This window comes from Luteimonas abyssi (assembly GCF_001482195.1).
GTDB classification, from domain to species: Bacteria; Pseudomonadota; Gammaproteobacteria; order Xanthomonadales; family Xanthomonadaceae; genus Luteimonas; species Luteimonas abyssi.
The window spans coordinates 1,795,331-1,818,632 of sequence record NZ_KQ759763.1 but is presented as its reverse complement, the minus strand read 5'-3'; the positions used below and the strand labels follow the sequence as shown (position 1 = coordinate 1,818,632).

The window sequence follows — 23,302 nt, the reverse complement described above, 5'->3', positions numbered from 1 at the left end:
TGGTGCCGTGCGGGAGCGACTTCGTCGGCGATGCGGTGCCTGGAATGCGGTCGCTTCGGGACGGTCGGGTTGTCTGGAGCTACTCGGGGTCGTAGTCGAGATTGGTCGCCAGCCAGCGTTCGGCCTGCTGCAGTTCGACGCCCTTGCGGCGGGCGTAGTCGGCAACCTGTTCCTTCGATACCCGGCCGACCACGAAGTACTGCGCCCGTGGATGGCTGAAGTAGTACCCCGAGACGGCGGCGGTGGGCAGCATCGCGAAGCTTTCGGTCAGGGTGATGCCGGCTTTGCCGGGCGCATCGAGCATCGCGAACAACGTGCTCTTCTCGCTGTGTTCCGGACATGCCGGATAGCCCGGCGCGGGCCGAATGCCGCGGTAGCGCTCGGCGATCAGTGCGTCGTTGTCGAGCGCCTCGTCGACGGCGTAGCCCCAGTGGTCGGTGCGTACCCGCTGGTGCAGGCGTTCGGCGAGCGATTCGGCCAGGCGATCGGCCAGGGCCTTGAGCAGGATCGCGTTGTAGTCGTCGTGGTCGGCCTCGAAGCGGGCGACGTGCGCGTCGATGCCGATGCCGGCGGTGACCGCGAATGCACCGATCCAGTCCTGCACACCGCTGTCGCGGGGGGCGATGAAGTCCGCCAGGCAGAAGTCGGGACGGTCGACGGGTTTGTCGACCTGCTGGCGCAGGAAGTGCAGCATCGTACGCGCAGACGCCGTCCCGGCCGCGGGATCCGGATCGCCGACCAGCACCTCCACATCGTCGCCGATGCTGTGCGCGGGCCAGAGGCCGAACACGGCCTTGGCAGTGAGCCACCTTTCCGCGACGATGGTGTCGAGCATGGCGCGCGCGTCGCGATACAGCTCGGTCGCCTGGGTGCCGACGATCTCGTCGTCCAGGATCGCCGGGAACTTCCCGGCCAGCTCCCAGGCCTGGAAGAACGGCGTCCAGTCGATGCTGTCGACCAGCTCGTCCAGCGGGTAGTCGTCGAACACGTGCAGCCCGGGTCTGTTCGGAGCCGGCGGCACGTACGCGTCCCATCCGCCGTCGAAGCGCTGTGCGCGAGCCTTGCCCAGCGAGACCAGGCGCTTGGCGTCGCCCCGGTTGGCGTGGCGCTGGCGGATCTCGGCGTAGTCGGCGTCGTTGGCGGCGACGAAGGCCGCGCGCCGTTCCGTGGAAATCAGCGACTGGGCGACGCCGACCGCGCGCGAGGCATCCTTGACCCAGACCGTCGGCGCCTCGTAGTGCGGGTCGATCCTGAGCGCGGTGTGTGCGCGCGAGGTGGTCGCGCCACCGATCAGCAGCGGGATCTCGAACCGCTGCCGTTGCAGTTCCCGTGCGACATGGCTCATTTCCTCCAGCGACGGCGTGATCAGCCCGGACAGACCGATCAGGTCGGCGTCGACCTCGCGCGCCTTGTCGAGGATGGTCTGGGCCGCGACCATCACCCCGAGATCCACCACCTCGAAGTTGTTGCAGGCCAGCACCACACCGACGATGTTCTTGCCGATGTCGTGTACGTCGCCCTTGACCGTCGCCATCACGATGCGGCCGTTGGAGCGTCCGGCATCGCCGCCGGCCGCCTTTTCCGCCTCGATGTAGGGCAGCAGGTAGGCCACGGCCTTCTTCATCACCCGCGCGGATTTGACCACCTGCGGCAGGAACATCTTGCCGGCGCCGAACAGGTCGCCGACGACGTTCATGCCGTCCATCAGCGGGCCTTCGATCACGTCCAGCGGACGCTTCGCCTCCCGGCGGCATTCCTCGGTGTCGGGCTCGACGAAGGCGTCGATGCCGTGTACCAGCGCATGTGCGAGACGTTCGCGCACCGGACGTTCGCGCCAGGCCAGGTCCTCGACCTTCGCCTCGCCCTTGCGGCCCTTGTAGCGTTCGGCGATCTCCAGCAGACGCTCGGTGGCGTCGCGGCGACGGTTGAGCACCACATCCTCGACCCGTTCGCGCAGCTCCGCATCGAGGTCGTCGACGATGGGCAGGGCCCCCGCGTTGACGATGCCCATGTCCATGCCGGCGGCGATGGCGTGATACAGGAAGACGGCGTGGATGGCCTGGCGCACCGTCTCGTTGCCGCGGAAGGAGAACGACACGTTGGACACGCCCCCGGACACGTGGCAGTGCGGCAGGGTGTCCTTGATGATCCGGGTGGCCTCGATGAAGTCGACGGCGTAGTTGTCGTGCTCCTCGATGCCGGTAGCGACCGCGAAGATGTTCGGGTCGAAGATGATGTCCTCGGGCGGGAAGCCCACGTCCTCGGTCAGGATCCGGTAGGCGCGGCTGCAGATCTCGACCTTGCGCGCGCAGGTGTCGGCCTGGCCCTGTTCGTCGAACGCCATGACCACTGCGGCCGCGCCGTAGCGCAGCACCGTGCGCGCCTGGGCGACGAAGGCGGCCTCGCCCTCCTTGAGCGAGATCGAGTTCACCACGCCCTTGCCCTGCAGGCATTTCAGGCCGGCCTCGATGACCTCCCACTTCGACGAGTCCACCATCACCGGGATGCGGGCGATGTCGGGCTCGGACGCGATCAGGTTGAGAAAGCGGGTCATCGCACGGGCGGAATCGATCAGACCCTCGTCCATGTTGACGTCGAGGATCTGCGCACCGCTGGCGACCTGCTGGCGTGCGACCTCGACCGCCTCCTCGAAGCGGTCCTCCTTGACCATCTTGCGGAACTGCGCACTGCCGGTGACGTTGGTGCGCTCGCCCACGTTGACGAACAGCAGGTCGGGCGTGATCACCAGCGGCTCGAGGCCGGACAGGCGGGTATGGCGATGCAGCTGGGTCATCGGAAAGCCTGGTCGGCGGCGGATCGAGGCCGGTAAGGACGACGAGGTCGCATCGTCACGGGCGTCGCGCCGTCCGCGCCCATGCACGGCGCGTCATGGCGGGCGTGGCACAGCGCATCAAGCCGCATGCGCCGGCGCCTCCGCGCGCCTGCGGGGGGGGATGTTGTCGACCGCGTCCGCGATCGCGCGGATGTGGTCCGGGGTCGTGCCGCAGCAGCCGCCGACCAGGTTGACCAGGCCGGACTGGGCGAACTCGTGCAGCACCTCCGCCATGTCCTCGGGCGTTTCGTCGTATCCGCCGAAGGCGTTGGGCAGGCCGGCGTTCGGGTGGACGCTGACACAGGAAGGGGCGATCCGCGCCAGCGCCTCCACGTGGGGCCGCAAGTCGCGGGCGCCGAGCGCGCAGTTGAGGCCGATCGCCAGGGGCTGCGCGTGCGCCAGCGAGACCTGGAACGCCTCGGCGGTCTGGCCGGACAGCGTGCGCCCGGAAGCGTCGGTGATCGTGCCGGAGATCATCACCGGCAGACGGTTTCCGATCTCGGCGAAGACGTCCTCGATCGCGAACAGCGCGGCCTTGGCGTTGAGCGTGTCGAACACGGTCTCGACCATCAGCACATCGGCGCCGCCCTCGACCAGGCCGCGCGTGGCTTCGGCATAGGTGTCGCGCAGCGCATCGAAGCTGGTGTTGCGGAAACCGGGATCGTTGACGTCGGGGCTGATCGAGGCGGTACGGCTGGTCGGGCCGAGCACGCCGATCACGAAGCGGGGGCGCCCCGGCATGGTCGCCTCCACCGCGTCGCAGGCGTCGCGGGCGACCCGGGCGCCTTCCCGGTTGAGTTCGTGCACGAGATGCTCGAGGCCGTAGTCGGCCTGGCTGACCGCGGTGGCGTTGAAGGTATTGGTCTCGACCAGATCCGCGCCGGCTTCCAGGTAAGCGCGGTGGATGCCGAAGATGAGGTCGCGACGGGTCAGGGTCAGCAGGTCGTTGTTGCCCTTGAGTTCGCGGCCGGGCGTGCCGGGCGGTGCGGTGTCCGGCGCCTGCGAGTCGATGCCGTCGGCAAAGCGCTCGCCGCGGTAATCGTGCTCGTCCAGCGTCTCGCGCTGGATCATGGTGCCCATCGCGCCGTCGATGATCAGGATGCGGCGGGCGAGGGCGTCTTCCAGCGCGGCCACACGGTCCGGGTCGCGCCAGGGCAGGGCGGCGCTCATCGGTCGGCCTCCTTCGAGGCGATCAGCGAGAGCACCTCGAAGTGCGGGGGGCGCTTCTCCCGGGTCACGGTGGTGATGCTCTGCAGCGACAGCCCGGCCTTGTCGACGAAGCGCCGCAGTTCGCGGTCGGTGAAGCCGAGATTCACGTGCCCGTACGCCTCGACGGCGGCGCGGTGTTCGTGCCGCGCCAGACTGGTCAGCAACAGGCGACCGCCGGGTCGCAGCACGCGCGCCGCCTCGGCCACGGCCTGAGCCGGCTTGGCGGCGTAGGTCAGCGCATGCATCAGGACCACCAGGTCGAAGCTGGCGTCGTCGAGGGTGAGCGCGTGCATGTCGCCCTCGCGGACCTCGACGTTGCGGTAACGCTTGAGTCGCTCGGCCGCGGCGTTCACGACGCGGGCGCTGGTGTCGATGCAGACGTAGCGGTGGGCGTGCGGCGCCAGCAGTTCGGCCAGCACGCCATCGCCGGAGGCGATGTCGAGGACGTCGCCGGTCTCGAGCAACGGCAGCGCGGATCGTGCCAGGGCTTCCCAGGTGCGGCCCGGTGAATAGTGGCGTTCCATGTCGCCGGCCACGGAGTCGGCCCAGTTCTGGTCGGCTGCGCGCATCGCCAGCACACCGGGAACGCGCTCGGCGTCCTGGCGCAGCAGCGGGTCGTCGCTGCCGTCGCGCAAGGTGATCCACAGGGTGCGCAGGGCGGCGTCGAGCTGGGCGTCGTCGAAGCGGTAATAAGCCGAAACCCCGGCGCGGCGGTCGCGCACCAGTCCGGCTTCCTTCAGCTTCGCGAGGTGGGTGGACACCCGCGGCTGGGCCAGGCGGGTGATCGCGGCCAGCTCGGCGACGGTGAGTTCCTCGCCCTCCAGCAAGGCGAGAAGTCGCACGCGGGTGGCGTCGGCGAGCACTTTCAGACGTGCGGACCAGCTCTCGAGATTCATGAATATCTTTGTATCGCGATAATGAGATAAGTCTGCGCGCGAGGCGTTCCGGCGTCAACCGGCAAGAGTGGGGTTTGCGCGCGTGCGCGGCTACAATTCCGGCTTCCGATCAAGGTCCAGAGGTGTGCGACGTGGAGTTCGGTTTCAGCGAAGAGCAGTTGATGATCCAGGACGTGGCGCGTCGCATCGCGCAGGAGAAGATCGCGCCGTCGGCCGAGGCCTTCGACAAGAGCGGCGAATTCCCGCTGGACAACATCCGCCTGCTGGGCGAGAACGGGCTGATGGGCATCGAAGTGCCCACCGAATACGGTGGCGCCGGAATGGATCCGGTGGCCTACGCGCTGGCGATGGTGGAAATCGCCGCCGGCGACGCTGCGCACTCGACCATCATGTCGGTCAACAACTCGCTGTTCTGCAACGGCATCCTGACCCACGGCACCGAGGAGCAGAAGCAGACCTACGTGCGGGCCATCGCCGAAGGCCGCGAGATCGGCGCATTCGCGCTGACCGAGCCCCAGTCCGGCTCCGACGCGACGGCGATGCGCTGTCGCGCGGTCAAGCGTGACGACGGCAGCTACGTGATCAACGGCAAGAAGAGCTGGATCACTTCGGGCCCGGTGGCCAAGTATTTCGTCCTGTTCGCGATGACCGATCCCGATCAGGGCGCGCGCGGGATCACCGCATTTCTGGTCGATGGCGACCGCGACGGTTTCCACCGCGGCAAGACCGAGCCCAAGCTCGGTATCCGGGCCTCGGCCACCTGCGAAATCGAGTTCCAGGATTACGTGGCCCGCCCGGAGGATGTGCTCGGCGCGGAAGGCCAGGGCTTCAAGATCGCGATGAGCGTGCTCGACGCCGGCCGCATCGGCATCGCCTCGCAGGCGATCGGGCTGGCGCGCGCCGCCTACGAGGCGACCCTCGAGTACGTGCGTGAGCGCAAGGCCTTCGGTCAGCCCATCGGCGCGTTCCAGATGACCCAGGCCAAGATCGCCGACATGAAGTGCAAGCTGGACGCCTCGCTGCTGCTCACGCTGCGCGCGGCCTGGCTGAAGGGCCAGGGGAAGAAGTTCACCACCGAAGCGTCGGTCGCCAAGCTGACCGCGTCCGAGGCGGCGATGTGGATCACCCACCAGGCGGTGCAGATCCACGGCGGCATGGGCTATTCCAAGGAAATGCCCGTGGAACGTTACTTCCGCGACGCCAAGATCACCGAGATCTACGAGGGCACCAGCGAGATCCAGCGCCTGGTCATCGCCCGCAACGAAACCGGCCTGCGCTGAAGCGTCCCGATGTCGTGCATCGCCCGCCCCGCCGTCGTCAGCCGCGCCATCGTCGCGCGCGCGGTCGCCAGCCGTGCGCTGCCGATGCCCGACATTCCTGTCGTTTCCGTCGTGCCGCTCTGAATCAAATCCCCCATGCCCGGCCCGCGTTTTGCGCGGGCCTCATTGCATCCGGACCCATCATCGATCATGACCACGCAACGCAAGTCCCCGTCGTCCCGCGCGAGCAAACCGCAACCGTCCACGCTCGACCCGGCGCCGAAGAAGGCGCGCCCGAGCCGTAAGCCCACCGATGCGGAGGCGATGGCGCCGATCCTGGCCGAGATCCGCAAGCTGGCAGGCCGTGCCGCCGCCGGCGATGCCGAGTCGTTCGCCGCCGCGTTCTATCGCCGCATGGGCGAAGACGAGGTAGCGCTGCACAGCCCCGCCGGCTGGGCGGCGCTGGCGCACGGCGTGCTGGAATTCGCACGCAAGCGCAAGCCCGGCAGCGCGCGTCTGCGGCTGTTCAATCCCACGATCAAGAGCCACGGCTGGGAGTCGCCGCATACGGTGCTGCAGATCGTCAACGACGACATGCCGTTCCTGGTCGATTCGGTGACCATGGCGCTTGCCGAACAAGGTGTGGGCGTGCACGTGCTGGGGCACCCGGTGATCGCGATGCGTCGCGACCGCAGCGGAAAGCTGCTGTCGGTGGGCGAAGGCGAGGTCGAATCCACCATGCACCTGGAAATCGACCGGCAGACCCCGGAGGGCATCGCCGAGCTGACCGCGGTGCTGGAGCGCGTCCTGCACGACGTGCGCCAGATCGTCGGCGACTGGCCGGTGATGCGCGAGAAGATGCTGCAGGTGGCCGCCGACCTGGCGACCCGCAAGCTGCCGGTCAGCGACGCGGTGCGCCGCGAGGCGCAGGAGTTCCTGCGCTGGGCGTCGAGCGACCACTTCACGTTCCTCGGCTATCGCGAGTATCGGGTGAACTCGCGTGGCAGCGACCACACGCTGGTCGCCGTGGAGGACACCGGCCTCGGCCTGCTGCGCGGCAAGGATGTCGGCCAGCCGCGTTCGCTGCGTGCCCTGGCCGCGCAGGCCGCCCGCGGCGAAGGCGACGTCGACCCGCTGATCCTGACCAAGACCAATGCCCGCTCCAGCGTGCATCGGCCCGGTTTCATGGATTACGTCGGCGTGCTGCTGTTCGACGCCAAGGGACGCGCCGTCGGCGAGCAGCGCTTCATCGGTCTCTACACGTCCAGCGCCTACAACCGGCGTCCATGGGACATCCCGCTGGTGCGCGAACGCTTCGAGCAGGTGATGAGCCGCTCGGGCCTGCGCGAGACCGGCCACAGCGGCAAGGCACTCAAGCACATTCTGGAGACGCTGCCGCGCGACGAGCTGTTCCAGTCCAGCGGCGAGGAGCTGTATCGCCTGGTGATGGGCATCCTCAACCTGCAGGAGCGCGTGCGCAGCAGGTTGTTCCTGCGCAGCGACCGCTACGGCCGGTTCTACTCGGTGCTGGCCTACGTGCCGCGCGACCGTTACAACACCGAGGTGCGCCTGCGGATCGAGGCGATGCTGCGCGACGCGCTCGATGCCGACCGCATCGACGCCAGCGTCCAAGTCGGCGAGTCGCCGCTGGCGCAGCTGCACCTGATCGTGCGGCCGCGCTCGGGCGTCACGGCGGACGTCGATGCGGCCGCGCTCGACTCGACGCTGTCGACGATCGTGCGCAACTGGCAGGACGACCTGCGCGATGCGCTCATCGCCCACCACGGCGAGAGCGAGGGCCTGGGACTCGCCGGCCGCTTCGGCCGATCGCTGACCGCCAGCTACATCGAGCATGCGACCCCTGCGGTCGCCGCCCAGGACGTGAGCCGGCTGGCCGCGCTGGGCTCGGCCGAGGATCTGCGCCTGAGTCTCGTGCGCACGACCGGCGCCGAGGGCGAGGGCGGCCTGCGTCTGAAGCTGTTCCGGCGCGGCCGCGACCTGCCGCTGTCGGACGTGTTGCCGATGATGGAGAACATGGGCTTGCGGGTGCTGTCCGAACATCCGCACCGCATCGATGCCGATGGCGAGGCCTACCACGTGCAGGATTTCGGTGTGGAGGCGCCCGGCATCGAGTTGGATGTCGAGCGTGTCGGCCCGGCGTTCGAGGATGCTTTCGCCCGGATCTGGCGCGGCGACGCCGAGAACGACGGGTTCAACCGCCTGATCGTGCTGGCCCGTCTGGACTGGCGGCAGACCGCCATGTTGCGTGCGTACTGCAAGTATCTGCTGCAGGTCGGCGTGCCGTTCTCGCAGGCCTACATGGAGGAGACGCTGGCGCGCTATCCGCTGCTGTCGCGGCTGCTGGTCGAACTGTTCGAAGGACGCTTCGATCCCGGGGCCGGCAGCCTGGGCAAGGCGGCGTTGCGCGAGGGCATGGAGGCGCTGCGGACCCAGCTGACCGCGCTGGCCGGCGGCGACGCTGCGTCGCTGGCGGCCGTGGAGCCGGTGATCGCCGCACGGGCGGCCGATCGCGAGACCCGTTGCGAGGCCGTGCGCGAGGCCCTGCGGACGTTGCTCGACAGCGTTGGCAGCCTCGACGAGGACCGCATCCTGCGCAGCTTCCGCGGCGTCATCGACGCCACCCTGCGCACCAGCCATTACCAGCGCGGCGCCGACGGTGCCGACAAGGACTACGTGGCCTACAAGTTCGATTGCGCCCGGGTCCCCGAATTGCCCAAACCGCGCCCGTATCGCGAGATCTTCGTCTACGGACCGCGCGTGGAAGGCGTGCATCTGCGTTTCGGGCCGGTGGCCCGCGGCGGCCTGCGCTGGTCCGATCGCCGCGAGGACTTCCGCACCGAGGTGCTGGGCCTGGTCAAGGCGCAGATGGTCAAGAACACCGTCATCGTGCCGGTCGGTGCGAAGGGTGGCTTCTTCGTCAAGCGCCCGCCGGCCGGGGGCGACCGCGACGCGGTGTTCGCCGAGGGCGTGGCCTGCTATCGCCGCTTCATCAACGGCCTGCTCGACATCACCGACAACGTGGTCGGTGGCAAGATCGTGGCGCCGCGCGACGTGGTCCGCCACGACGACGACGACGCCTACCTGGTGGTCGCCGCCGACAAGGGCACCGCCACCTTCTCCGACATCGCCAACGGCATCGCCGCCGACCACGGCTTCTGGCTGGGCGACGCATTCGCCTCTGGCGGTTCGGTCGGCTACGACCACAAGGGCATGGGCATCACCGCCAAGGGCGCGTGGGAGTCGGTGAAGCGGCATTTCCGCGCGCTCGGCGTGGACTGCCAGAACGAGGACTTCACCGTGGCCGGCATCGGCGACATGTCCGGCGACGTGTTCGGCAACGGCATGCTGCTGTCGAAGCACATCCGGCTGGTCGCGGCGTTCGACCACCGCCACATTTTCCTCGATCCCGATCCGGACGCGGCGCGCTCCTGGAAGGAGCGCGAGCGCATGTTCCGCCTGCCGCGCTCGAGCTGGGAGGACTACGACAAGACGCTGATCAGCGCCGGCGGCGGCATCTGGCCGCGAAGCGCCAAGACCATCCCGGTATCGGCCCAGGTGCGTGCGGTGCTCGGTCTCGACGCGTCGGCCACCAGCCTGAGCCCCAACGAGCTCCTCAACGCCATCCTCAAGGCGCCTGTGGATCTGCTGTGGAACGGCGGCATCGGCACCTACGTCAAGGCATCGGGCGAGAGCCATGCCGATGCCGGCGACCGCGCCAACAACGCCATCCGCGCCGACGGTGGCGAACTGCGCTGCAAGGTGGTGGGCGAGGGCGGCAACCTCGGCCTGACCCAGCGCGGCCGTATCGAAGCGGCGCAGGCCGGGGTGCTGCTCAACACCGACTTCATCGACAACTCGGCCGGCGTGGACACCTCCGATCACGAGGTCAACATCAAGATCCTGCTCAACGGCCAGGTGCAGGCGAAGAAGCTTACCGTGCCCGCGCGCAACACCTTGCTGGCCAACATGACCGACGAGGTCGAGGCGCTGGTGCTGTGGGACAACATCCGCCAGAACCAGGCGCTGAGCCTGATGGAGCGGATGAGCGTGTCGCGCCTGGGCTCCAAGCAGCACTTCATCCGCACCCTGGAAGCACAGGGGTTGCTGGACCGGCAGATCGAGTTCCTGCCGTCGGATGCGGAGATTTCCGCGCGCAAGGCGCGTGGGCAGGGCCTGACCCGCCCCGAACTGTCCGTGCTGCTGTCGTACTCGAAGCTCGTGGCCTACCAGCAGATGCTGGATTCGGACATTCCGGAAGATCCGTACCTGTCCAAGGAGCTGCAGCGCTATTTCCCCGAACCGCTGCGCAAGAAGTACGCGGCGGCGATGGAGACACACCCGCTCAAGCGCGAGATCATCGCCACCGCAGTCACCAACACCACCATCAACCGGATGGGCGCGACCTTCCTGCTGCGGATGCAGGAAGATACCGGCCGCAGCCCGGCCGAGGTCGCCAAGGCGTACACGATCAGCCGCGAGACGCTGGATGCGCGCGCCCTGTGGACGCAGATCGATGCGCTCGACCTGACGATTTCCGAGTCCACCCAGATCGATGCGCTGCAGGTGATCTGGAACCTGCAGCGTGGGCTGGTGCGCTGGCTGCTGAACCGCCCCGGCGAGATGCCCGGCATCACCAAGGCGGTGGAGCGCTATCACGGCGCACTGGCGGACATCCGCAGCGGCGACGGCATCCTCGGCGACGGCCAGCGGCCCGAGTACGAAGCGGCCCTGGCGCAGTGGTGCGAGCAGGGCGTGCCGGCATCGCTGGCGCGCGAACTGGCGGAACTGCCGTATCTGAGCGCCGCCCTCGACATCGTCGAACTGGCCCGTCTGCGCAAGGCCAAGCCGGTGGACGTTGCCCGGGTGCACTTCCGCGTCGGCGAGGCGCTGCACCTGCCGTGGCTGTTCGCGCAGATCGATGCGCTGGAGGTGCAGGGACGCTGGCACGCGGTCGCCCGCGGCGTGCTGCGCGACGACCTCGCCGCCCAGCAGTCCCAGCTGGCTGCGCAGGCGCTGGACATGCCCGGGACCACTGCCGACGAGAAGGTCGCCGCCTGGATCGGACGCGACGATGCAGCGCTGCGTTTCACCCTGTCGATGCTCGACGAGATGTTCGCGCAGAAGTCGATCGACTACCCCACCGCATCGGTGGCGGTCAGTCGCCTCGGTCAGCTGGCGGCCGCGGGCAAGCGCTGAGTCCGCCAGGCATCGCGTGCCCGCTCTCGCGAGCGGGCCGCGCCGATCGCGACGCGCCGCTCCGGCCTGTCGCACCGGGCGCAGGAATGTGTTCGCGCGGGGTTGGGGCGCCGCGTTATCCTGAGACCGACGCTGCCGGAGCCGTTCGATGACCCAGACACCGCGACTCGCCTTTCTCGCCAGCCCGATCGAAGAGGCGGGCAAGGCGCTTGAGGCCCTGTCGGCGATGCACGGCCAGCACGCGCCCGAAGACGCCGACGTGTTGTGCGCGTTGGGCGGCGACGGCTTCATGCTGCAGACGCTGCACAAGTACGCCGGGCTCGAGAAGCCGGTGTACGGGATGAAGCTGGGCACGGTCGGGTTCCTGATGAACCAGTACCGTGAAACTGGTTTGCTGGAGCGGATCGCCGCGGCCGAGCCGGCCGCACTGCGGCCATTGGAGATGGTGGCGCAGGCGGAGTCCGGCGCCAGCGTGAACCTGTTGGCCTACAACGAGGTCGCGTTGTTGCGGCAGACCCGCCAGGCGGCGCACATCCGGATCGAACTCAACGGGCATACCCGTCTCGACGAGCTGATCTGCGACGGCGTACTGGTGGCCACAGCGGCCGGAAGCACCGCGTACAACTATTCCGCGCATGGGCCGATCCTGCCGCTGGGCGCGGGGGTGGTCGCGTTGACGCCGATCGCGCCGTTCCGGCCCCGTCGCTGGCGCGGCGCGATCCTGCGCGCGGACACCGAGGTGGTGTTCCGCGTGCTCGACCCGTACAAGCGTCCGGTCAGCGCCACCGCCGATTCGCACGAAGTGCGCAACGTGGTCGAAGTGCGTCTGCGCGAGGCGCGCGACCGCCAGGTCGCGTTGCTGTTCGACCCTGAGCACAATCTGGAAGAGCGCATCCTCAGCGAGCAGTTCATGGCCTGAGCCCGCGCGATCGCGAACGCCTCGACACGAGGCGACGATGTCTGACGGCATAATGCGCGGCATGGGAACCCCGTCCGCCGCCACGCTCACCATCGCGATCTCCTCGCGCGCCCTGTTCGACCTCGAAGACAGCCACGCGCTGTTCGAGGCAGAGGGCATCGAGGCCTATTCGGAGTACCAGCGCACGCACGAGGACGACATCCTGGCGCCGGGTATCGCGTTTCCGCTGGTGCGCAAGCTGCTCGCGCTCAACCACGATGCGCCGGCCGATGCGCCACGGGTGGAGGTGATCCTGCTGTCGCGCAACTCCGCCGACACCGGCCTGCGGATCTTCAACGCCATCGAACATCACGGGTTGCCGATCTCCCGCGCCACCTTCACGTCCGGCGAGCCGACCTGGCCGTACATCCGCCCGTTCGGCGCGCAGCTGTTCCTGTCCGCGAACCCCGATTCGGTCCGGCGGGCACTGGCGGGCGGGATCGCGGCCGCCACGATCCTGCCGACCGCCGCGGTACCTCCCCCGGCGCGCTCGGACGAATCCGCGAGCGACAGCCGCACCCAGATTCGCATCGCCTTCGACGGCGACGCGGTGATCTTCGGCGACGAGAGCGAGCGGGTCTCGCAGGAATCGGGTATCGAGGCGTTCCATCGCCACGAGCGCGAACGCGCCCGCGAGGCGCTCTCGGGCGGGCCGTTCCGCGGCTTCCTGGCCGCGTTGCACGACCTGCAGGCGGCGTTTCCGGTCGGGCAGGCCGCGCCGATCCGGACCGCCTTGGTCACTGCGCGCTCGGCGCCCGCCCACGAGCGGGTCATCCGCACGCTGCGCGAATGGGGCGTACGGCTGGACGAAGCGCTGTTCCTCGGCGGCCGCGCGAAAGGCCCGTTCCTGGAAGCCTTCGGCGCCGACATCTTCTTCGACGATTCGGTCCACAACATCGATTCGGCGCGCCATCAGCACGTCACTGCCGGCCATGTCCCGCATGGGGTATCGAACCCGGGCGCGTAGGGTGGCTGGGCCCATGCCCGCGGTCAGGGCGTGACCCGGATGTCGGACAGGCGCCAGCGCAGGCCCTGCCGGGTGAGTACGAACATCATCGGGCGACCGGCTTCGTCCACCACGGTGACGGTGAAGCGGGAGGGCGATTCGTAGCGCCAGTCCGCATCCTCGAACGGGTCCGGACGGGCCTCCTGCGGCACGCTGTGCACCGGCGGGCGCCCCTCCATCCGCGACCACACGCGCCGTCCCTCCATCATCGCGGCCAGGCCGACCGGGGTCGCCATGCCGTCCACGATGCCGCCGGCCAGACCGTTGGCGATACGCATGCCGTAACGGCCGAACGGCCCGTCCTGCAGATCGCCGTATTCGCGGGCCAGCCAGTCCTCGGCCTGCGCGCGCAGATTGGTCCGCAGGGTCGGAAAGTCCACCTGGCGGGCGAGCGCGCGGGTGTTGTCGTTCTGCACCGCACGCGCGATGGCGCGCACGGTCAGGAAGGGCCCGGCGACGACATAGGCGAGCAGCAGCAATGCCGCGGCCACTGCGATCCAGGGCCACCAGGGACGGCGACGGTGCGTCGGCATGCTCAGAACTCCAGGTCGAGCGCGGCGCAGAGATAGTCGACGAACGGCACCGTCGCGGCGATGTCGCGCGCGAGCGTCTGGCGCAGGCGCGCACCGGTCATGGTGGCGTCGTCGAGGGGGTGGGAGACGATGAAGCTGCGTCGCCGGAGATCGTCGGGAAAAGCGAAGTCGTCGGGAAAGCCGCGCGGCGCCCGGACCAGCATGTCGTGGTCGGACAACGGCCAGCGTCGTGCGAACGCCGGTGCGTGGGCGGCGCTGCGCCAACTTTCGGGATTGTCGACGATGAACTGGCGGATCTGGCGCACGACCGGCGTATCCGGCCGCCAGATGCCGGCGGCGAAGAAGCTTTCGCCGGGCTGCAGGTGCAGATACCAGTACGGGGCCGGGCGCTCGCGGTGCCGGGTATGGAACAGACGCGCGCCTTGCCAGCGCTTGTAAGGCGTCTTGTCGTTGGCGAAGCGGGTGTCGCGGTGGATCCGGAACAGCGAGCCGCCCACCGGGCGCGGATCGGCGTTGAACTGCGGCGCGGCCTCGGCCACAACCGGTTGCAGATCGGTCAGCAGGCGCTGGAACGGCTCGCGGACGTGCGTCTCGTAGTCGCTCTTGTGGTCCTGGAACCAGGCACGTTCGTTGTGGCGGGCGAGACTGCGCAGGAAGCGGAAGCTGCGGTCGCTGAAATAGGCGGTCATGGGGGATCGGTGGCGTGCGGACACTCGCTTGGATGTCTGCCGATTGTAGGGCCGGCGGCGAGTCGCCATGTGAGCCGTGGGCGCGTGCCGGCGCGGCACTGCGCCGGCGCCGACAGGTATCCAGCGTCCGTAGTGGCGTGGTTCAGTCCAGCGAGCCCGCCAGCTCGTGCCCCCAGGCGTCCAGGTGGTCGAGCAAACCCTGGACGCGGCCGTCGCCGGCATGGGCGGCGCGCAGCTGGGCGATTTCGTGGTGATAACCGGCGAGACTGGATTCGGCGAGGACGGTCCCGTCCGCGAAGCGCCGCCGGCGATACGCATCCCAGCGTGACCGCTCGTCGTGATCGAGCGTGTCGGGCCAGTTGCGCGCGCGGTAGCGGAACAGCAGCTCGGTCAGGCGCGGATCCTGGAAGCCGAACGCACGCGTGCCGAGCTGGTCGGGCGGCGTCGCCCGGACCTCGGCGCAGCGGCGGCGGTCGCCGTCGCCGACGAAGCGGTCGTACAGGGAGGCGTCGGGGTCGCTGTCACCGTGGTCGGACGGGGTGGCGTAGACGCGACGGATCTTCTCGGCCAGGGCAGGGCCGGCTTCGCGCAGGGTGCGCGCACGTTCGAGCAGGCGGGGCAGGTCCAGCCCGAGGCGGTCGGTGTCGGCGCCCGTCAGGTGACGCCAGGCGACCAGCGCAGGACACCGGTTGAGATGGATCTCCTTCAACGCCACGCGGCGCTCGCCGTCGGGGAGATCGCGTGCCGGGGTATAGAGGCGGTCGGCGATTTCGTCGGGAGCGAGGTCGAGCAGTCGCTGCGGATCGTCGTCGAGGTCGAACGCGATCACCCGGCTGTCGATGCGTGGGTGGCGGGCGATGGGCAGCACCAGGGCCGCGCACATGCGCGCGGCGGGGTAGCGCTGGGACACGTGGAGCACCGGCTCCATGGCGGCGACGTCGAGCAGGCTGCCGGCGTGGCGCTTGTCGCGCAGGCGCAACGCGTAGGCCCAGAGTTTCGGATGCGCATCGCGCAGCCGTCGCGCCATGCCGATCAAGGCACGCACGTCGGACACGGCTTCATGCGCGTCTCCGGTGCGCACGCCGTTCGCGGCGGCCAGGTGCTCGAGCTTGAACGAGGTCGCGCCGTCCTCGCGCTTCGGCCAGACGATGCCGTCCGGGCGCAGCGCGTGCGCCAGGCGCATCACGTCGAGGAGATCCCAGCGCGAGTTGCCGCCGCGCCACTCGCGCTCGTAGGGGTCGTGGAAGTTGCGGAACAGCCCGTACCGCACGAACTCGTCGTCGAAGCGCAGCGAGTTGTAGCCCACGCTGCAGGTCCGCGGCTGCGCCATGGCGTCCTGGATCCGGGCGAAGCCGTCGGCCTCGGCGAGGCCGTCGCGCAGGGCGCGTTGCGGAGTGATGCCGGTGACCAGGGTGGCGCCGGGCGAGGGCAGCAGGTCGTCGGCCGGGCGCAGCATGATGTCGATCGGCGGCTCGATCTCGATCAACGCCTCGTCGGTCCGGATCGCCGCGAACTGGGCCACGCGCGAGCGACGTGGGTCGCGGCCGAAGGTTTCGAGGTCGTAGAACAGGAAGCTCGCACTCATCGCGATTCGGGCTCCAGCGGCGGCAGCCGCGCGTGGATGGCGGCGTCCAGGCCTGCCCAGTCGACGGCATCGAGGGTGTCGATGCCGTCGGTCGCCTGCGACAGCAGCATGCGCTGGATCTCGCTGCGCTCCAGCGCCTCGCGGTAAGGCATGCGCATGAAGGTCACCATCGCGTAATGCGGGACGAAGCGTGCGGGATGCCGGGTCTGCAGGGCCAGTTCGAGCTCGCGCTGCAGCAGGTAGTCGGCGTCGTCCACACGGTCGCGCATCTCGTGGTAGTTCTCCAGCGCCATGTGCTGGATCGCTGCGGCGTTCGGCTTGCGCTCGGCCTCGAAGGCGGCGAAGGCATCGGCCAGATCCGCATGCGCATCCAGATGCTGCGCCAGGGCGACGCAATCCTCGAACGCGCAGTTCATGCCCTGGCCGTGGAACGGCACCATGGCATGGGCGGCATCGCCCAGCAGGACCGCCCTGCGGTCGAGGTGCCAGCGGTCGAGGGTCAGGGTGGCGAGCTGGCCGACCGGGTTGGCCGCCCAGTCGCGGTCGAAGGCGGGGATCAGCGCCAGCGCGGACGGGAATTCCCGCTCGAAGAACGCGCGTGCGGCCGCGACGTCCGGCAGTTGGTCGAACGCCGGCCCGGTCCCGGGATCGGCGTGGTGCGGCAGGAACAGGGTGACGGTGAAGGTGCGCTCGTCGTTGGGCAGGGCGATGCACATGTAGTGACCGCGTGGCCAGATGTGCAGGGCATTGGGCTCGATCCTGAAGCCGCCGTCGGCCGTGGGAGGGATTTCGAGTTCCTTGTAGCCGTGGTCGAGGAAGTCGACCTGCTCACCCAGAGGCGTCACCCGCGTCATCGCCGCGCGCAGTGCCGACCCTGCGCCATCGGCACCCACGAGCGCCTCGAAGGCGACCTCGTGCGCGTCGCCATCGCGCGGGTCCAGGAAGCGTGCGGTTCGGGCATCGAAATCCACGCGGTCCAGGCCGCGGTCGAAATGCAGGCGCGCGCCCGCCGCCTCGGCCAGGTCGAGCAGCACGATGTTCAGGTCGCCACGATGGACCGACCAGATCACCTCGCTGTCGTCGCGACCGTAGCGCTGCAGGCGCGGCGGCGCGTCGCCGACATGGACCATGCGCCCGCGCATCATGATCGCGTGGGCCATCACCGCCTCGTCGGCGTCCGCCTGGCGCAGGGCATGCCGTCCGCGCTCGGCCAGGGCGAGATTGATCGAGCGTCCGCCGCCGTAGCCTTGCACGCGCGGGTCGCCGCGCTTTTCGTAGAGATCGACGCGCCAGCCACGCCGGCGCAGCAGGATCCCCAGCAGCGCGCCGGCCAGGCCCGCGCCGACGATGGTGAGGTGACGCTCGGCCATCAGAACGCGCTCCGCGTGCGGAGGGGGGCGGAACGCCGCACCTGCCCAAGCCCGGACATGTGCGGGTGTGGCGCGAGGGATGCGCTCATCCCGCGCGCCAAGCCGCCACGCCCTGCGCGAACCGCAGGATGTCGGCATGGGTGTTGTAGAGCGGTGCCGGCGAGATGCGAATGACATCGGGCTCGCGCCAGTCGCCGAGGACGCCGTGTGCGGCGAGGTGATCGAACAATGCGCGACCCTCGTCGCGGCCGCCTCTGACGCGCAGCGACAACTGGGCGCCGCGGCGGGCGGGGTCGGCTGGCGTGACGATGTCCAGGACATCCTGCAGATGCGTCCGGATCAGGTGTTCCAGGTAGCCCGTCAGACGCGCCGACTTCGCCCGCAGCGCCGGCATGCCGGTGTCCGCGAACGGCGCCAGGGCCGCACGCAACGGGGCGAGGCCGAGGATCGGCGGGTTGCTCAGCTGCCAGCCTTCGGCGCCCGGCGTCGGCTGGAACTCGGGACCCATGCGGAAGCGCGTCGCCTTGTCGTGACCCCACCAGCCAGCGAAGCGGGGCAGGTCGGCCTGCGCGTGGCGCGCGTGGACGAAGGCGCCGGCGACCGCACCCGGCCCGCTGTTGAGGTACTTGTAGTGGCACCACACGGCGAAGTCGGCATCGCTGTCGTGCAGGTGCAGCGGCAGGTTGCCGACGGCGTGGGCCAGATCGAAGCCGGCCACGGCGCCGGCAGCATGGGCGAGGCGGGTGATTTCGGCCAGATCGAACGCTTCTCCGGTGCGGTACTGCACGCCCGGCCACAGCACCAGTGCGAGGCGGTCGCCGTGCCGCTCGATGGCGTCGGCGATCCGCGCCGTCCCGAACAGGCCGTCGGCACCGGGCTCGACTTCGATCAGGTCGGTGGCGGGATCGAAACCGTGGAAGCGCACCTGCGACTCGAGTGCGTAGCGGTCGGAGGGAAACGCGCCGGCTTCCATCAGGATTGCCGGCCGTTCGCGGGTCGGGCGGTAGAAGCTGACCATCAGGAAGTGGAGGTTGGCGGTCAACGAATTCATCGCGACGACTTCCTCGCGATGTGCGCCGACCACCTGCGCGAGCGGTTCGGCGACCAGCTCGTGGTAGGTCATCCACTGCGCCTGGCCGGTGAAGTGGCCTTCCACCGCCACCCGTTCCCAGGCATCGAGCACTTCGTCCACGCTGGCGCGCGCCGCACGCGGCTGCAGGCCGAGCGAGTTGCCGACGAAGTAGGCCTGTTCGCCATCGCCGTGGCGTGGGATCAGGAACTCGTCGCGCCGGGTCGGGAGCGGGTCGTGGGCGTCGAGGGCGAGGGCGTCGGAATGGGCGGGGAGAAGCGGTCGGGTCATCGGGTCGGTGAGATCGGTCTGGGCCGGCGGGCGGCGGGACGGGGCGCCGGCAAGGAAGGGGGCCGGCGATCCCGGGGATGCGGCGGCGAGTTCGCGCAAGCAGCGGGCCGTCAGGCGAAACGGGACATGGGCAGGTCCAGCCATTCCAGCGCGGTGCCGTGATACAGGCGTGCCTGGCCGGCGCTGTCCAGGCCGAGTTCGGCGATGCCGGCGCCGGGCGTCTGTTCGCCGAGCGGGAAGGGGTAGTCGGTGCCGAGCATGACGCGATCGATGCCGCAGGTGTCGATCAGATAGCGCAACGCGCGCGGGTCGGCGACCCAGGAATCGAAGTACAGCCGGTCGAGATAGTTGCGAGGGTTGTGCGGGTTGTCGGTGGCGACCAGGTCGGGACGCATGTTGAAGCCGTGCTCGATCCGCCCGATGGTGTACGGGAAGCTGCCGCCGCCGTGGGCCATGCAGATCTTCAGCTGCGGCAGGCGCTCGAGCACGCCGCCGAAGATCAGGCTGCAGGCCGCGCGCGCCTGTTCGGCCGGCATGCCGACCAGCCAGGGCAGCCAGTACCGGGGCATGGTGTCGGCGCCCATCATGTCCCAGGGATGCACCAGGATCGCCGCACCGAGATCGGCGGCGGCCTCGAAGAACGGGAACAGTTCGGGTGCGTCGAGATTCCAGTGCTGCCCGTCGGCGAGCTGGATGTGCGAGCCGATCTGCACGCCCTGCAGGTTCAACTGGTCCATGCAGCGCTCCAGCTCCTGGATCGCCAGTCGCGGCGACTGCAGCGGCACCGTCCCGATGCCGGCGTAGTGGCGCGGGTGGGCGGCGCAGGTCTGCGCCATGTGGTCGTTGAGCGCCTGGTGCAGTTCGAGTGCGTGCTGCGGCCTGGCCCAGTAACTGAACATCACCGGCACCGTGCTGATCACCTGCACCTGCACGCCGAAGCGGGCGAAATCCTCGATGCGTTCGTGCGGATCCCAGGTCTTGGACCAGATCTCGCGGAAGAACTTGCCGTCCTTGTAGATGCGGTGCCGGCCGTCGTCGGTGTGATGGATCACCGGAAACCGCTGATCGCCGTACTTCTTCGCCAGGTCCGGCCAGTCGCGTGGCAGGTAGTGGGCGTGGATGTCGATCTTGAGCATGACGGGCATCGTAGACGAGGAGGAACGCGCGGTCTGCCGGCACTCAGGTGATGTCGGCCTGCGAGTCGGCCTGCAGCTCGTAGCGGTTCGGGCGCGGATTCAGATGGCCGCAGGCCTTGCAGGTGCGCAGGTGGTCGTCGCGGTAGAAGCGTTCGAAGACGCGGAAGAAGTCCTGCTCGATATTCTCGAGATGAAAGAACTCCTCGTAGACCTTGGCGTTGCAGCGCTCGCAGAACCAGAGCAGCCCGTCGTCCTCGTGCGCCAGCCGCTTGCGCTCGATGACCAGGCCGATGGAGCCGGGCCCGCGCTGCGGCGAGTGCGGGACCTTCGGCGGCAGCAGGAAGGTCTCGCCGGCACGGATCGGAATGTCGCGCAGGGTGCCGCGCTCGCCGTCGTAGTCCTCCTGGACGCGCAGGACCATGTCGCCCTCGAGCTGGTGGAACCACTCCGGGCCCTCTTCCCAGTGATAATCGGTCCGCGCATTGGGGCCGCCGACGACCATCACGATGAAGTCGCCGTCGTAGAGGCACTTGTTGCCCACCGGCGGTTCGAGCAGGTGACGGTGTTCGTCGATCCACTTCTGGAAGTTCAGCGGTGGAGGCAGCATGGGTCTACTCCTTCGACGGTTCGATCGCCCGTGCGGCGAGGGCGGTGTTCGGGCCGACGGCCGCCACGCACTTCAGCTCGATGGCGATCGGCGTCGGCAGCGCATCGATGCCCAGCGTGGTCCGGCACGGTGCGCCTGCGGGATCGGGAAATGCTTCGGCCCAGACCGCGTTGTAGCCGTCGAAGTCGCCGGCCATGTCGGTGAGATAGACGGTGACGTCCACCAGGTCTTCCCAACGGGCGCCGCTGGCCTCGAGGACGGTGCGCACGTTGGCGAACACCGCGCGGGTCTGCGCCGCGATGTCGTGCGCGACGACCCGGCCGTGGTCGTCGAGTACGTTGCCGGGAACGCCGTCGCTGGCCGGGTCGCGCGGGCCGAGGCCGGACAGGAACAACAGGTCGCCCACGCGGCGGGCATGCGGATACCGCCCGACCGGGCGCGGTGCGGCCCCGGCCTGGACGGCCTCAGTCATCGCGGCGGCCCTGCGCCGCCACCCGGGCCACATCCGCCACTGCCGCGGCGTAGGCCGGGCCGATCTGCTCCACCGATGTCACATCCATGCCGAGTTCGCGCACGCGGCCGTCGCCCAGCGCGTAGACCCAGCCGTGCACGGCCAGCTTCTGCCCGCGTGCCCAGGCGTCGCGCACCACCGTGGTCTGGCAGATGTTGAGCGCCTGTTCGATGGCGTTGAGCTCGCACAGGCGCGCATGCCGCAGGCGTTCGTCGGCGACCGAACCCAGCAGGTCGGCATGTTTGTGGTTGATGTCGGACACGTGCCGCAGCCAGTTGTCGACCAGGCCCACGCGTGCGCCGGTCATCGCCGCATGCACGCCGCCGCAGCCGTAATGACCGACCAGCAGGACGTGCTCGACCTTCAACACGTCGACCGCGAACTGGATCACCGACAATGCGTTGAGGTCGCCGTGCGACAGCACGTTGGCGACGTTGCGGTGGACGAACACCTCGCCGGGATCGAGGCCGAGGATCTGGTTGGCCGGCACCCGCGAATCGGAACAGCCGATCCACAGATAGCGCGGCGTCTGCTGGTTTTCCAGACGGTGGAAGAATTCCGGGTCGTCGCGCAGCACGCGCTCGGCCCAGTCGCGGTTGCGTTGGAGGAGGTTGTCGAGTTCGCCCATGGTGCGATTATCCCAGAGTGCTAGAGCAGACGGTGTTCGAATGACAGGCCGACGTTCTTCGGCTCGGTGAAGAAACGCATCGCCTCGAGGCCGCCTTCGCGGCCGAGCCCGGAGTGACCCGTTCCGCCGAACGGCGTGCGCAGATCGCGGACCAGCCAGCTGTTGATCCAGACGATGCCCGCCTGCAGATGCGCGGCGAAGCGGTGCGCGCGGTCGAGATCGCGCGTCCACACGCTGGCGGCGAGCCCGTAGTCCGAGGCGTTGGCGAGCGCGAGCGCTTCGGTGTCGCGCTCGAAGGACTGCAGGGTGACCACCGGCCCGAAGATTTCCTCCCGGTTGGTCGCGGCGTCCGGGCCGAGGCCGTCGAGTACGGTCGGTGCGACGAACCAGCCGGGGCGATCCAGCGGCCCACCGCCGCACAGCACCCGTGCGCCCTCGGCGCGTGCGCGCTCGATGGCCCAGGTCACCTTGTCGAAGTGCGCGCGCGACACCAGCGGGCCGACGCGCACGGCGGGGTCCATCGGATCGCCGACCGGCAGCGCGCGCACACGCTCGATGAAGGCATCCCGGAAGCGATGCGCGATGCCGCGCTCGATCAGCAGCCGCGAACCGCACAGGCAGATCTGGCCGCTGTTCTGGAAGGCGGAGCGCACCAGGGTGTCCAGGTGGGTCTCCCAATCGCTGTCGGCGAAGACCAGGGTGGGATTCTTGCCGCCCAGTTCCAGCGAGAGCTTCTTCAGCATCGGAGCGGCGAGACCGGCGATGCGCCGCCCCACCGCGGTGCTGCCGGTGAACGACACCGCGCGGACCTGCGGATGCGTCACCAGTGCCTCGCCCACCGTCTCGCCGCGACCGTGGACGATGTTGAGCACACCGTCCGGGAAACCCGCATCGCGCACCAGCGCGCCGAGCATCGCGGCGGTCGCGGGCGTCACCTCGGAGGGCTTGGCCACCACCGTATTGCCGGCGGCCAGCGCGGGGGCGATCTTCCAGGTGAACAGATACAGCGGCAGGTTCCACGGCGAGATCGTGCCGACCACGCCCAGCGGCAGCCGCAGGGTGTAGTTGAGACCGGCCTGGCCGTGATGGCTTTCGCTGGCGAACTGGGTGGCGGCGTGGGCGAAGAAGCGCAGGTTGGCGATCGCGCGCGGAATCTCGGCGTCGTGCGCCAGCGCGTAAGGCTTGCCGCCATCGCGCGATTCGGCATGGGCGAAGTCGCCCGCACGTTGCTCCAGCGCATCGGCCAGCCGCTCCAGGCAGCGCGCACGGCGCTCGGCCGGCCAACGGCTCCATTCGGGGAAGGCGCGCCCGGCCGCGGTGACCGCGTCGTGCACGTCGGCGGCGGTTCCGTCCGCGACCTGCGCGTAGGGCGTCGCGCGCGCCGGCTCGAAAACCTCGAGCCGGCGGCTGCCGTCGCGGGTCTGTCCGTCGATGAGATGGCCGAAGCGCAACATCCCTACAGCTTAACCGGCCCATCGGCCGAGCCCCATCCGGCGCCGCCGTGC

The 23,302-nt window shown here is 69.3% G+C and carries 17 protein-coding genes; 4 read left to right on the top strand and 13 right to left on the bottom strand.

The window, feature by feature from the left end; genetic code table 11:
- Window positions 1–79: 79 nt before the first annotated feature.
- The 3 genes from metH to RG19_RS07555 form a co-directional block, all read right to left on the bottom strand.
- Window positions 80–2,794, bottom strand: coding sequence for a methionine synthase (gene metH, locus RG19_RS07565; RefSeq protein WP_058834749.1), 2,715 nt, complete (start codon window positions 2,792–2,794; stop codon window positions 80–82).
- A 117-nt stretch (window positions 2,795–2,911) separates the two neighbouring features.
- Entirely contained in the window at window positions 2,912–4,003 is a 1,092-nt protein-coding gene (locus tag RG19_RS07560; protein WP_058834748.1) for a homocysteine S-methyltransferase family protein, read from the bottom strand.
- Window positions 4,000–4,938 carry an ArsR/SmtB family transcription factor gene (locus RG19_RS07555; protein WP_058834747.1) on the bottom strand — a complete coding sequence of 313 codons (939 nt, stop codon included), beginning with the start codon at window positions 4,936–4,938 and terminating at the stop codon, window positions 4,000–4,002. The genes RG19_RS07560 and RG19_RS07555 overlap by 4 nt, the downstream gene beginning before the upstream one ends.
- A 95-nt stretch (window positions 4,939–5,033) precedes the next feature.
- Here RG19_RS07555 and RG19_RS07550 point away from each other — a divergent pair, with 95 nt between their 5' ends.
- The 4 genes from RG19_RS07550 (at window position 5,034) to RG19_RS07535 (ending at window position 13,339) form a co-directional block, all read left to right on the top strand.
- The gene (locus RG19_RS07550) at window positions 5,034–6,218 is read left to right on the top strand and encodes an acyl-CoA dehydrogenase family protein (RefSeq protein ID WP_425599724.1); all 1,185 of its coding nucleotides are present in this window, start codon (window positions 5,034–5,036) and stop codon (window positions 6,216–6,218) included.
- 189 nt (window positions 6,219–6,407) lie between these two features.
- Complete coding sequence (locus tag RG19_RS07545; protein ID WP_058834746.1) at window positions 6,408–11,414, top strand: NAD-glutamate dehydrogenase; 5,007 nt, start codon at window positions 6,408–6,410, stop codon at window positions 11,412–11,414.
- Between the two features lie 148 nt (window positions 11,415–11,562).
- Window positions 11,563–12,333, top strand: a complete 771-nt coding sequence (locus RG19_RS07540) for an NAD kinase (RefSeq protein ID WP_058834745.1) — start codon at window positions 11,563–11,565, stop codon at window positions 12,331–12,333.
- Between the two features lie 61 nt (window positions 12,334–12,394).
- Complete coding sequence (locus RG19_RS07535; protein WP_058834744.1) at window positions 12,395–13,339, top strand: 5'-nucleotidase; 945 nt, start codon at window positions 12,395–12,397, stop codon at window positions 13,337–13,339.
- A gap of 23 nt (window positions 13,340–13,362) precedes the next feature.
- Here RG19_RS07535 and RG19_RS07530 read toward each other — a convergent pair whose 3' ends face one another.
- The 10 genes from RG19_RS07530 to RG19_RS07485 all read right to left on the bottom strand — a co-directional run bounded on the left by RG19_RS07530 (window position 13,363) and on the right by RG19_RS07485 (window position 23,251).
- Complete coding sequence (locus RG19_RS07530) at window positions 13,363–13,911, bottom strand: DUF2939 domain-containing protein (protein WP_058834743.1); 549 nt, start codon at window positions 13,909–13,911, stop codon at window positions 13,363–13,365.
- Window positions 13,912–13,913: 2 nt separating this feature from the next.
- The gene (locus RG19_RS07525; protein WP_058834742.1) at window positions 13,914–14,600 is read right to left on the bottom strand and encodes a DUF2461 domain-containing protein; all 687 of its coding nucleotides are present in this window, start codon (window positions 14,598–14,600) and stop codon (window positions 13,914–13,916) included.
- A 142-nt stretch (window positions 14,601–14,742) separates the two neighbouring features.
- Window positions 14,743–16,185 (bottom strand): exodeoxyribonuclease I, encoded by a 1,443-nt coding sequence (gene sbcB, locus RG19_RS07520; RefSeq protein ID WP_058834741.1) that lies wholly within the window; start codon window positions 16,183–16,185, stop codon window positions 14,743–14,745.
- Window positions 16,182–17,555, bottom strand: a complete 1,374-nt coding sequence (locus RG19_RS07515; RefSeq protein ID WP_058834740.1) for an FAD-dependent oxidoreductase — start codon at window positions 17,553–17,555, stop codon at window positions 16,182–16,184. Before RG19_RS07515 ends, sbcB begins: the two co-directional genes overlap by 4 nt.
- Window positions 17,556–17,640: 85 nt before the next feature.
- Complete coding sequence (gene kynU / locus RG19_RS07510; RefSeq protein WP_058836476.1) at window positions 17,641–18,915, bottom strand: kynureninase; 1,275 nt, start codon at window positions 18,913–18,915, stop codon at window positions 17,641–17,643.
- Between the two features lie 110 nt (window positions 18,916–19,025).
- Window positions 19,026–20,051, bottom strand: coding sequence for an amidohydrolase family protein (locus tag RG19_RS07505; RefSeq protein WP_058834739.1), 1,026 nt, complete (start codon window positions 20,049–20,051; stop codon window positions 19,026–19,028).
- Between the two features lie 43 nt (window positions 20,052–20,094).
- Window positions 20,095–20,658, bottom strand: coding sequence for a 3-hydroxyanthranilate 3,4-dioxygenase (locus RG19_RS07500; protein WP_058834738.1), 564 nt, complete (start codon window positions 20,656–20,658; stop codon window positions 20,095–20,097).
- Between the two features lie 4 nt (window positions 20,659–20,662).
- Window positions 20,663–21,130 carry a RidA family protein gene (locus tag RG19_RS07495; RefSeq protein WP_058834737.1) on the bottom strand — a complete coding sequence of 156 codons (468 nt, stop codon included), beginning with the start codon at window positions 21,128–21,130 and terminating at the stop codon, window positions 20,663–20,665.
- On the bottom strand, window positions 21,123–21,797 hold the full coding sequence (gene can, locus RG19_RS07490; protein WP_058834736.1) for a carbonate dehydratase: 675 nt from the start codon (window positions 21,795–21,797) through the stop codon (window positions 21,123–21,125). The genes RG19_RS07495 and can overlap by 8 nt, the downstream gene beginning before the upstream one ends.
- Window positions 21,798–21,817: 20 nt before the next feature.
- Window positions 21,818–23,251, bottom strand: a complete 1,434-nt coding sequence (locus RG19_RS07485) for an aldehyde dehydrogenase (RefSeq protein ID WP_058834735.1) — start codon at window positions 23,249–23,251, stop codon at window positions 21,818–21,820.
- Window positions 23,252–23,302 lie beyond the last annotated feature (51 nt).